The organism is Paenibacillus intestini, assembly GCF_030803945.1.
In the GTDB taxonomy this organism is placed as follows: domain Bacteria; phylum Bacillota; class Bacilli; order Paenibacillales; family Paenibacillaceae; genus Paenibacillus; species Paenibacillus polysaccharolyticus.
The window spans coordinates 93,524-105,479 of record NZ_JAURUN010000013.1 but is presented as its reverse complement, the minus strand read 5'-3'; the positions used below and the strand labels follow the sequence as shown (position 1 = coordinate 105,479).

The following is an 11,956-nucleotide window of genomic DNA, read 5'->3' as shown; positions in this document are numbered from 1 at the left end:
ACATCACCAGCAGGTGATCCATCTTGGAAGACCTGCTGGTTGTACCTCAATTAGATTATGCATTAACTTCGCATGAACCCATTAATCTACAGCAAAATGTACCACAGCACTGTACAACATTTTGTTCCGAACGGGATCAAACGTAACTTGATGTTGAACCTGCTTCACACGTAAAAGGAGGGCTTTGTTCACGCCCATTCGTTCATCGATCGCTCGTTCCAGTTCCTGAAAGTCATAAGCTTGAAGGCATTCAACCTTGTCCTTCATGATATCTAATGAAATTTCCATATGTGATGTAGACCTCCACTTTATATGAATGTTAATAATGAGCTACCCGAGTTTCATTGTAGTTGAGCCTCTGGGGATCAGCAAGTGAAAACCAGTGAAGCTGAATGTGATTATTTTATTTTAGATAAATTCATTTTAGGAGGAATGGTTCCGAGAAGTCTTGCGATTTTCGTAATCTGTCCTCGATGATGAAATTCATGGGTGGTGCAATGGGTGAAAAGCCATAATTCACTTAATTCAGCTGTTTCACTCATCCAACTGGCTTGAATGCCTGCGTCCCAATTGTCTTTGAAATGATGAAGAAATTCATCTACCAGTAAATCTGTCTTCTCGAACAATGCACGCATTTCCTGTACATCTCTGATAGATTCTGGTTTTAACTTGGGAATGCTTCGTCCAAGACCACGAACACCTAGCCATACACGATAACAATCCGAGACATGAACATGCAGGTTACGGATGGATTCTCCACCTAAAGCGTCGGCGGGTTGCAAGTATGATTCAGGGGACATCGTCTCACACATTTGGAAGAGGGATTCTCTTGTTCGTTTAATCATTTCATATTGATTCGTTAGTATATTCATTTTCATTAATCTCCTTTATAAGCGAATAACGATTCGCTTTTTTAATTAAAGACTAAACGTATCTATAATATCTTTATTGTATATTAATGTCAAATATTTTCAAGTTTACAGGAGAAGTATGCTTCGTTCAGGGGTGTGATATAATTGAGCTACAACTGATTGGTATTTCGGGATAAATAATTTCCCTAGTATGTATAGAGAGGTTTTGGATATGACGAAAGACAATTTTTGGCGTGAATTGCCACGACCATTTTTTATACTTGCGCCGATGGAAGATGTGACCGATGTGGTGTTTCGGCATGTGGTCAGTGAGGCGGGCAGACCGGATGTGTTTTTTACCGAGTTTGCGAATACGGAAAGTTACTGTCACCCGGAGGGCAACAAAAGTGTGCGCGGGCGGTTAACGTTTACCGAAGATGAGCAGCCGATCGTGGCGCATATTTGGGGAGACAAGCCGGAGTTTTTCCGTGAGATGAGCATTGGCATGGCGAAGGAAGGTTTCAAAGGCATCGATATTAATATGGGCTGTCCTGTAGCGAATGTAGCGGAAAATGGCAAAGGAAGCGGCTTGATCTGCAGGCCAGCTCTTGCCGCAGAGATTATCCAGGCCGCAAAAGCAGGGGGCTTGCCGGTGAGTGTCAAAACAAGACTTGGTTTCACCGAGGTCGATGAATGGCGCGACTGGTTAACTCATATTTTGCAGCAAGACATCGTGAATCTGTCCATTCACCTGCGCACAAGAGAGGAAATGAGCAAGGTGGATGCCCACTGGGAATTGATTCCCGAGATCAAAAAACTGCGGGATGAAATCGCACCGAATACACTGCTAACCATTAATGGGGATATTCTCGACCGTGAGGCTGGCCTGAAGCTGGCAGAGCAATATGGTGTGGACGGCATAATGATCGGGCGGGGAATTTTCCAGAATCCGTTTGCTTTTGAGAAGGAGCCGCGGGAGCACACGACGGAGGAGTTCCTTCATCTGCTTCGGCTGCATCTGGATCTGCATGATCAATATGCGGAACTGGAACCTCGTTCGTTCAGTCCCTTGGCGCGTTTTTTCAAAATATACGTTCGTGGATTCCGCGGTGCAAGTGAGTTGAGAGGTAACCTGATGAATGCTAAAACAACCGCTAAAGTACGTGATTTGTTGGACGAATTTGCAAGGAATGATCAGTCAGTTACAGAGGGGAACAGCATATAAAACAGTTGCATGATCACAGTAAAGTTCTGTTAAGTGAATCCTCGATACAAAATGGAACTGCTTGATCGCTATTTCAGAATGATGATGGCTGAATTGTATGCAAGATAACCATGTCTAAATGAACAGATATCTAACTTCTATAAGCTCTATAAATCGCTCAAGTGGAACGATCGCTTGGGCTTTTTATATGGTTTAACCATTTGACATGAGACCTTACATCTGCCTTCTGCAGCTTGGGTTAAGCTGATATAATGAACCGGATAGGCTGATCCCACGTGCCTTTACGCTAGGATATGAAACGGAGTAGATGGTTAGATGAGAAGAATGCTCGTGGCATTGGTTGCGGTTAGTCTTGGTTGTTATCTTTTGTTATTTGGATTACAGGAAGCAACGGAGAATAAAGGCATGAAGCCAGAGCCATCCAAGAATGGAATCCTGGATATGACCACATGGAATTTTAATTCCGATGAAGTAGCACCACTGGACGGGCAATGGGAATTTTACTGGAATGAACTACTGAGTCCAGGAGTTCACCCCGTTTCAAGTGCACAATTCATTCATGTACCCGGATTTTGGAGACATACAGCACAAGATGGGACTCTTCAGGCCAAGGGTGGTGGAACCTACCGTTTGAAGGTGAAGCTGGAGCCTTCTTCGAGGGTATATGGTCTAAGAATTTCGAACATCCGAATGGCGAGTACCGTTTATGTAAATGGCGAGAAGGTGGGAGAGAGCGGTGTCCCGACTTTAGATCAACATACATATGAATATGTGAACAGGCCGTATAATGCCTTTTTTACAGTACAAGGGGATACGGCAGAGATTTTGATTCATGTAGCCAATTTTGAAAATACGCAAGGCGGCATTCCCTATAGCCTTTACTTTGGAAGTGCGCAGGGCATTCAAGCTTTTAACATCAATACAACGGTCCTTAATTTAACGCTAATTGTATCCCTGCTGATGCTGGGATGTTATCAATTAAGTGTATACATTATTCGCAAAAAAGAACAAGGTCTTCTCTATTTCGGGTTAAGCTGTATTGTAATCGCATGGTCCTTTGCCAGTAACGGCGAACGGATTATCGTAGAATACTTTGATCTGCCCACCGAGTTTTATTATAAAATTCAGGCCATATCATTATATCTTTCTTTAATTACGATGGTGATGTTTATCCAATCCATGTGTGAAGGATTGATTGCTCGCTGGTTTACCAGAAGCCTTGTATATGGGATGGCCTTGTATATTGCATTTGTCCTGGTCACCCCGTTTCAATGGTATTCCGACTTCAATATCATCGCCAGTACCTTTCAACTTGGGGCTTACATCATCATGATTGGTGTTCTGCTCTATTCCTACCGCAAGGAACGATACGGCGAGTTCAGAAAAAAAAGTCTGGCGCTCTTTATCATGGCTTTATGCAGTTACTTGGTGGGTCTATTCGATTATGCTCTGTATTTGAGCAGTCTGACGACAAGTTACCAATTGGGGTATTATGCGATTTTGGCTTTTTGTTTCTTGGCATCGTTCATCATGTCTTACCGCTTCTCTGAAGCATATAATACCATTGAGAATATGGCGGCCAAACTCCAGAAGGCGGACAAGCAGAAGGATGAATTTCTGCTTCAGACTTCGCACGAGTTTCAAACGCCACTGCACGGTATTATCAATTTGTCCCAGAACATGCTGGAGACAGGTGCAGAAGAACTGAACAACGTTCAGATGCAGAATCTGTCTTTAATCCGGGATACGTCCAGAAGATTGTCCGCGCTGGTTCATGATATTTTGGATATGGAAAAAATTAAACGCAATGAATTGACTGTTCTTCCTGCCAAGGTGGATGTGCGCGTTACGGTGTCTCTTGTATTCCATTTGTTCGAACATCTCATCACAGGGAAGAAAATCAGGCTGGTTAACGCCGTACCGGATAAGCTGCCTCTGGTGTATGCAGATGAGAACAGGTTGAAACAGATTATCTACAACCTGGTGGGCAATGCGGCCAAGTTCACTCAGGAAGGTGTCATCACTGTGAGTGCACGGGCAACGGCTGATCGAGTTACCATTTGGATTGAGGACAGCGGTGTGGGAATTGCCAGGTCGGAATGGGATACGATCTTTCAACCTTTCGAGCAAGCCCACTCCCCGTATGAGTATAGTGGAACGGGCTTGGGATTGTTTATTTGCAGAAAGTTGCTACACCTGATGGATGGAGACATTTATATTGATTGGTCCGAGCAGGGAAGAGGAACAAGGATTGCTTTTACACTCCCGCTTGCGGATGAGAAATGGGATGGCAGTGCGGAAGCTGCTGCGACTTATGAGAATGATATACTAGAGCAGAAGCAGATCTCAGCAGTTACATCCATTCCAGAACATTCGGTTAATCCGTCTCCGTCTGTTGAAAGTAGGTTCACGATATTGGCAGTGGATGATGAAACCTCGAATCTCCATGTTTTGTCCCGGTTGTTCGCGAGTGAACCTTATCATATATTGTGGGCAAATAACGGAGTAGAGGCACTGGAGTTGCTTCATAGCCGCTCGGATATTGATCTGGTTCTACTGGATGTGATGATGCCCAGAATGTCCGGTTTTGAGGTCTGCAGAGAGATACGAAAGCAGTTCAGTCTGTTTGAGCTCCCAATTATCTTACTGACGGTGCTTCATTCTTCCAGCGATATTGAGGGAGGGTTAAAGGCAGGAGCGAACGATTTTATAGTCAAACCCTTTGACGCTTCCGAAGTACGGGCTAGAACAGAAACGCTACTGCGGTTAAAGACGTCCGTTGAGGATGCCATGAGGTCAGAGCTTGATTTTCTCCAGTCACAGATTAAGCCGCACTTTTTGTTTAATTCATTGAATTCCATTATGGCTTTATGCCGTATAGATCCGATACAAGCAGAGAATCTCATTACACATCTTAGTCATTATTTAAGAAGGAGCTTTGATCCCAGACCGGATCGTTATGTGTCGCTACGAGACGAGCTTCAGCTGGTTGAGGCCTATGTGGCGATTGAACAAGCCCGATTCGAGGATCGACTGACGGTTATATATGATGTACAGCCAGCAACGCTGGAGAAAAAAATCCTTCCGTTAACGATACAGCCTTTGGTGGAGAACGCGATCCGGCACGGTGTCATGAGAAGGGTCGTTGGAGGAACGGTTCGTTTGTCCATTACTCTGCATGATGATACGGTTCAGATCGAAGTATGGGATGATGGCGTCGGCATGACCCCGGATCAATTACAAAAATTATGGGTAGCGAGTAACTCTTCATCTCAACGAAGGGGAGTAGGTCTGATGAATATCCGCCGGAGATTGGCACACTTCTGTAAAGAAGAATTAAAGGTGACGAGTGTAGAAGGAGAATGGACTAGCGTCAGGTTCCAGTTCAAAATATAAACTCGTGTACTGTGAAGAGAAGGGAATGATATTCATGAGAGTTGTCATCGTGGATGATGAGCGACTGGCTATTATGCGGCTGCAACACATCCTGGAGGGCATCGAGGAAGTGGAGGTCGTCGGCACTTACACGAATTATATGGAGTTGCTGAATGATTTCCCCCGTCTGCAACCGGATGCAGCTTTTTTGGATATTGATATGCCCGGTATGAACGGTCTGGAACTGGCTGCTAACTTGCAGGGCATGGAACTGGATACGGAGATTGTATTTATTACAGCTTACGATCAATATGCACTGGATGCATTCCGGGTGAATGCGCTGGACTATCTCTTGAAACCTGTAGATGAAGTGGCGCTGCGTGATACCATTCGGCGAATTCTCAAGCGTAAAAGACGGGCTTCTATGAGGAAAAAAGAAACGCATGCCCGTATCCAATGTTTCGGTCAGTATATTGTCTCTCGTTTAAACGATGGGAGCCCGGTCGATTTCCCGACGGCAAAGACAGAAGAGCTTCTCGCATATTTTCTGATTCACAGGGATACGAGTCTTTCTAAATGGAGCATATGTGAAAGTCTATGGCCGGAGCATGAGCCGCAGAAAGCAGAACAAAATCTGCATACAACCGTATTTCGCATGAAGAAAACCTTGCTGGATAACGGCATCCATATTCAATTAAGCTCCAAAAAGGGTTTTTATCATTTTCAACTCCTCGAATCCTGTGATTATGTGCGCTTCGAAGAGCTGAGGAGGGGAGGATCTGCCCAGATTGATAGATATCCTGCGGATGCAGAAGAGGTTTTAAGGCAGTATAAGGGGCCGCTTTTTGACTGGAAAGATTACGCCTGGTGTGAAGCGGATAAGGAACGGGCTAATCAAAGCTTTCGAGATATGTCCAAAACGCTGGCTCGCTTATATATGAAAAGAGGAGAGTATCGGCAAGCACAGGATTTTCTGCAATTCTTTCTCTCCATCGTTCCTTACGATGAAGAAGGTCATGAAATGATGCTAAGGATCTTTATGCACCGGCAGGATCGAACTTCCTTTTCCATGCATTTTAACAAAATGAAAGAGGTGTTCCAGCAGGAAATGGGAATGGAACCGCCTGCCTTCATGGAGCAGATGTATGTGGAAATGATGGGAAAATCATAGTTAGAAGAAGCTTTGCGGTACTCCCTGATAAATGGGATTCTGCGGAGCTTTTTTTGTGGCGTTTTCTGAGGTTCTTTGTAAGTGTTTTGTAAGCGTACGTAAGTAAAATTAGTTCTCGGGACCCACGAATGTCGAAAGAAGGGGAATTACGCGACTTATTGGTGTTGAGGTGAATACAGCGATATTGAGAGGAGAGCACCTGAGGTGAGAGCAGGGAAAGGCCGGAGAAGGACGGGCTTGAGATGTTTGACTGTGTACCTGTACATAGATGGCACCGGAAAAATTAGATAGTAATGATATGAAGAAGATTACGAATGTTTAATCAGGGAGGAATACAGAATGATGCAACATGTTATGGGCAGGAACAAGCTTCGATCCTTGTTTTCTGTTGTTGTTCTTGTTTTCAGTTTACTTTTGAGTTCGTTTCCATCCATTGCTTTTGCGGATGATCCAGCATCACTTGAGATCGGAACTGCTTCCGGATCTCCTGGTGATATAGTAGAAGTTCCTGTATATATCTATCCGGGGGATTATAGTATATATGGCTATCAGCTTAATTTTACCTATAATCCTAATAAACTTGAGCCGATGCCAGGGGTAGCAAGTACGAAATGGAACACATCTACCTTTGATAAAGGTGAAATTCCAGCCAGTACTGAAGTTTATGTGAACTCCAGTTTCGGAGAAGAACACCCCATTAAGGATGGGAAGCAAGAGATATTTGTTTTACATTTTAGAATAAAGGAAACAGCGAGTGAGGGTTCAGCCCATGTGATTTGGAATTCAGGTACATACATTGGATCTAATGAATCCATAGTAGGTATTGACCATAATACTCCGGGTTCTGTCACAATAAATCCTGCCTCTGGAACAGGCACGGGGGACGTGGAACCAAAGGATGCACAATCACCTCAAATTAACCAGCAACCTTTGGATAAAGAAGTGAATTTGAATGATAGTGTGCAGTTGAGTGTAAATGCAACGGTAAGTGACGGCGGAGTGTTAAGCTATCAATGGTACAGTTTAATTACGACTGGAGAGAGGGCCATTGATGGGGCTACGGATAGTAGCTTTGATGTGCCGACAACGACGGCAGGAACAACGTTTTATTTCGTTAAGGTAAAGAACACACTCGGTGCCAGTTCCAAGATAGACTCTAGCCAAGTAGTCAGTGTAACGGTGAAACCCCCATTGGCTGAAGGGCATTGGCAAGATATAACGGGGCCAGAGATACCTGTTAATGGACCAATTGATATCGCAGTTGATCCGAATGGTACGGTGTACGTGGCTAGTTCCACAACAATTAAGATGCGGTCCAACAATGGTAACTGGATCGATATAACACCAGAAGAAGGTCTCGAATATATCTCGGGTATGGCTGCAGATAGCACAGGGGCAATCTATGTGTCGCGGAGCCGCAGTAGTTCTATTTTGAAATATATGGATGGTACTTGGGAAGTTGTTAATGGCACTAATGAAGGTCTCTCCACGCCAGTTGATGTGGCAGTGGATGAGAATAACCAGATTTTTGTAGCAGATAGAGAGTTCAGAAACGTTAAAAGACTGGTCGATGGAACCTGGGAAAGTATCAGTGAATTCAATGTCTCTACTCCTGTTGGATTAGCAGTAGGTAATGGGAATGTTTATGTAACATATGATAACTTTGTTGAATTTGGAGTTAAAACATTAATGGATGGTAGCTGGGAAGGTATCACAGCTGGCACAAAATTTAATATGCCACAAGGAATTGCAGCCGATGCAAGTGGGGATGTGTATGTAGCAGACTCATATAATCATGTTGTAAGGAAGCGGTCTGCAGGCGTATGGACAACGGTCAGTGAAGTAAGTGATTTCAGCCTTCCATATGGTGTAGCCATAAGTCACAATGGAGACGTGTATGTCACAGATTATGAGAGCGGACATATTAAAAGGCTGATTGTTAATGCAGCAATTCCGGTTATTCATGCACAGCCCATTGGCGATACGGTAGATCAGGGAGCTGAGCAACCGAAATTGAGCATTAATGCCACAGTTAACGATGGTGGTACATTGAGCTATCAATGGTACAGCAACACGAAAAATAGCGTGGAAGGAGCCTCATTGATTGAGGGTGCAACGGAGAGCAGTTATTCCGCACCGACAACTCAACCTGGCATTCTCTACTATTATGTGAATGTGAAAAATATGAATACTTTTGCTGCCCAAAATCAAGCCGCATCAGTCAATAGTTCCCTTGCGCTAGTGACGGTGAGTAGCGGCGGCAACACTGGTGGTGGAACAGGACCAGTGATTACGGAACCAGCAAAGGCACAATCCCCTCAGATTACCCGACAACCTGCGGACAGAAGTGTAAGCCTGAATGATCCAAGTCCACAGTTGAAAGTCGTTGCAAACGTAAATGATGGTGGTCAGCTATCCTATCAATGGTATCGCAATACGAAGAAAAGTGTCGAGAGTGGAAACATTGAAAAGATCGCAGGAGCAACGGAAAGCAGGTATGATGCGCCCGCATCAACTGTGGGAATAACGTATTATTTTGTTGAGGTAACCAATTCGCTAGGTGAAACTTCCACAACAACGCCGAGCACTGTAGCTACAGTACTTGTAAGTAAGGGGAGCTGGCAAGATATCACGGGGCCAGAGGCATCTTTTATTGGTGCAAATGGTATTGCAGTCGATCCGAATGGTACGGTGTACGTAATAAGTGGAATGAAAATTGTTAAGCGCACTATAGACAGTGACTGGCAGGATATCACTCCTGCTGATGGAGAGGAAAGAGAAGATTTTTATACAGGGATTGCAACAGATAGCAAAGGTACAATTTATGTGTCTAGGAGCAGTGACAGCTCTATCTTGAAATACGCTAATAATATTTGGGATACTGTTCCTGGTAATGGACTTATCAATCCATCGCATTTGGCAGTTGATGAGCAAGATCAGATCTATGTGGTTGATCGAGGCGACGTAATTAAAAAACTGGTTAATGGTACTTGGGAGAACTTCGGTTCAATTAATAGTTACATTTCTAGTTTAGTAGTGACTGGTGGGAAAATGTATGCTAGTCATAGTAATGGAGTTACGGTCAAAACGTTGTGGAACGATAGTTCGGAGGAAGTCGCACCTGGCGTACAGTTTATCATGTTAATAGGAATGACAGCGGATGCGAACGGTAATGTGTATGTTGCAGACAGTGAAGGCGTGAAAAAACTGTCAAATGGTGAAGCGACGCCAATTAGTACAAAAGCCGATTTCAGTATTCCGTATGGGCTCGCTTTAGATTCCCTTGGTAATTTGTATGCTGTTGATAATCAGCTCGGCAAGGTTAAGAAGCTCATCATCAACGCAGCAACTCCGGTAATTCATACGGATCTGGTGGACTTAAAGGTAGATCAGGGAAGCGAGAGCCCGCAATTGAGCGTGAATGCCACGGTAAGTGACAGTGGTACATTGAGCTATCAATGGTACAGTAACACAAATGATAGCGTTGAAGGCGCTACATTGATTGAGGGTGCAACAGAGAGTAGTTTTTCCGTACCTACAGATCAAGCAGGTAAGGTGTACTATTATGTGAAAGTGAAGAACACAAACGATTTGGCTGCTCAGAATCAAACGTCAACGGTCAATAGTTTGGTTGTGGCGGTGACTGTCAATTCAGCTAATCTTCCGGCTTACAATGTATTCTTTAATCGGCAGGATGGAACTGCTCCATTCTCAATGGGGGTAACACAAGGCTCCAAGATTCCAGTAATGATTGTTAAGGAAAGAGCAGGTTACACCTTTGAAGGGTGGTACAAGGATGCAGCAGGAACATTAAAATGGAATAACGATACAGATGTTGTGAATAGCGATGTTACTTTATATGCAAAATGGACTGCCACTAGCAACGGCGGTGGAACAGATCAAGGTGGCAACACTGGCGGCAACGCTGGTGGAAACAGTGGAAGTGCTGGCAATGCAGGAAGCAACAACAGTGTTAGCGCAGGAGCAACTCCTGCAGGCACGCCAGCCCCGACCAATGATGCGGTTGTAGTACTGGTGAATGGCAAAGAGGAGCGCATTGGTAAGTCTGTAGCTTCTAAAGAAGGTGAGCGTACGATAACGACGATTACTGTCGATCAGCAGCAACTGGACACCAAGCTGAATGCAGAAGGGCAAGGCGCTGTTGTAACAATCCCTGTTTCTGCTGAGTCCAATATCATTATAGGTGAACTCACTGGACAGATGATCAAGAAGATGGAAGACAAACAGGCGATTCTGGTTGTGAAAACAGGAAATGCAAGCTACTCGATTCCTGCGCAGCAGCTTGATATTGATTCAATCTCCAAGCAACTGGGTGAGGCGGCAACACTGGAGGACATCAAGCTCTCATTACGTATCGCTTCTCCGGAAGCAGCAATGATGAAGGTTGCCGAAGATGCGGCGAAACAAAATGCACTTTCACTGGTAGCACCTTCAATTGACTTTACAGTCAAAGCAGAGTATGCAGGAAAGTCAGTGGATATAAATAAGTTTAATGTGTATGTGGAACGGTCTATAGCTCTGCCCGAAGGTATTGATCCGAGCAAAATTACGACAGGGATCGTAACAGATCCAGATGGATCTGTACGTCATGTTCCAACCAAAGTAACACTGGAGAATGGCAAGTATTTTGCCCACATTAACAGCTTGACCAATAGCTTGTACTCGGTAGTTTGGCATCCGCTGACGTTCAAAGATGTAGAAAGTCACTGGGCCAAGGATGCTGTTAATGACATGGGTTCCCGTTTAATTGTAAATGGCAGTGGTAATGATCTTTACAATCCGAATGTAGATATGACACGTGCTGAATTCGCAGCTATCATGATGCGGGGCTTGGGATTGAAACCAATTGAAGGAAATTCACCTTTTGCAGATGTAAAAGCTTCCGATTGGTATCATTCCGCCGTGCTGACGGCTTATGATTACAAGCTGATCGATGGCTTCGAGGACGGGACTTTCCGTCCGCAAGAGAAGATTACCCGTGAACAAGCGATGGTGATTCTGTCCAAAGCGATGGCAATTACCGGGCTAACAGAGAAGCTTGCAGGTAAGGGCAGCGATGAAATGCTGAAACCTTACACGGATGCCTCACTTGTTGCAGCATGGGCGAAAGCTGGTGTAGAAGCAAGCTTGGAAGCAGGTGTCGTGAGCGGCAGAGGAGCAGAACAACTGGCTCCGAAGGCGAATATTACCCGTGCTGAAGTTGCGACGATTGTACAACGGTTACTGAAGGTATCCGGTTTAATTTAATGCACTTCAAAGGGTTGCTCCGTGCAGAACTAACTGCATCAGGGGCAACCCTTTTTGTGTATTTTG

At 44.5% G+C, this 11,956-nt stretch carries 6 protein-coding genes; 4 read left to right on the top strand and 2 right to left on the bottom strand.

Annotation, left to right across the window (positions count from 1 at the left end; all coding sequences use genetic code 11):
- Window positions 1-81: 81 nt before the first annotated feature.
- Window positions 82-288: a DUF2536 family protein gene (locus J2T16_RS25245; protein ID WP_090923228.1), complete on the bottom strand. Its 207-nt coding sequence runs from the start codon at window positions 286-288 to the stop codon at window positions 82-84.
- A gap of 110 nt (window positions 289-398) precedes the next feature.
- Entirely contained in the window at window positions 399-872 is a 474-nt protein-coding gene (locus J2T16_RS25240; RefSeq protein WP_154891644.1) for a DinB family protein, read from the bottom strand.
- 211 nt (window positions 873-1,083) lie between these two features.
- Between J2T16_RS25240 and J2T16_RS25235 the strand changes: the two genes are divergently transcribed.
- The 4 genes from J2T16_RS25235 to J2T16_RS25220 all read left to right on the top strand — a co-directional run bounded on the left by J2T16_RS25235 (window position 1,084) and on the right by J2T16_RS25220 (window position 11,890).
- Window positions 1,084-2,076 carry a tRNA dihydrouridine synthase gene (locus J2T16_RS25235; RefSeq protein ID WP_154891645.1) on the top strand — a complete coding sequence of 331 codons (993 nt, stop codon included), beginning with the start codon at window positions 1,084-1,086 and terminating at the stop codon, window positions 2,074-2,076.
- Between the two features lie 315 nt (window positions 2,077-2,391).
- Window positions 2,392-5,472, top strand: a complete 3,081-nt coding sequence (locus J2T16_RS25230; RefSeq protein ID WP_499019471.1) for a hybrid sensor histidine kinase/response regulator — start codon at window positions 2,392-2,394, stop codon at window positions 5,470-5,472.
- Between the two features lie 34 nt (window positions 5,473-5,506).
- Complete coding sequence (locus tag J2T16_RS25225; RefSeq protein WP_221788421.1) at window positions 5,507-6,622, top strand: response regulator; 1,116 nt, start codon at window positions 5,507-5,509, stop codon at window positions 6,620-6,622.
- Between the two features lie 339 nt (window positions 6,623-6,961).
- Window positions 6,962-11,890 carry an S-layer homology domain-containing protein gene (locus J2T16_RS25220; protein WP_499019470.1) on the top strand — a complete coding sequence of 1,643 codons (4,929 nt, stop codon included), beginning with the start codon at window positions 6,962-6,964 and terminating at the stop codon, window positions 11,888-11,890.
- Window positions 11,891-11,956 lie beyond the last annotated feature (66 nt).

What these genes read in the sequence shown, in the direction of transcription:
- J2T16_RS25245 (WP_090923228.1), bottom strand. Translation starts at nt 288, where the DNA reads ATGGAAATTTCATTAGATATCATGAAGGACAAGGTTGAATGCCTTCAA.
- J2T16_RS25240 (WP_154891644.1), bottom strand. Translation starts at nt 872, where the DNA reads ATGAATATACTAACGAATCAATATGAAATGATTAAACGAACAAGAGAA.
- J2T16_RS25235 (WP_154891645.1), top strand. Translation starts at nt 1,084, where the DNA reads ATGACGAAAGACAATTTTTGGCGTGAATTGCCACGACCATTTTTTATA.
- J2T16_RS25230 (WP_499019471.1), top strand. Translation starts at nt 2,392, where the DNA reads ATGAGAAGAATGCTCGTGGCATTGGTTGCGGTTAGTCTTGGTTGTTAT.
- J2T16_RS25225 (WP_221788421.1), top strand. Translation starts at nt 5,507, where the DNA reads ATGAGAGTTGTCATCGTGGATGATGAGCGACTGGCTATTATGCGGCTG.
- J2T16_RS25220 (WP_499019470.1), top strand. Translation starts at nt 6,962, where the DNA reads ATGATGCAACATGTTATGGGCAGGAACAAGCTTCGATCCTTGTTTTCT.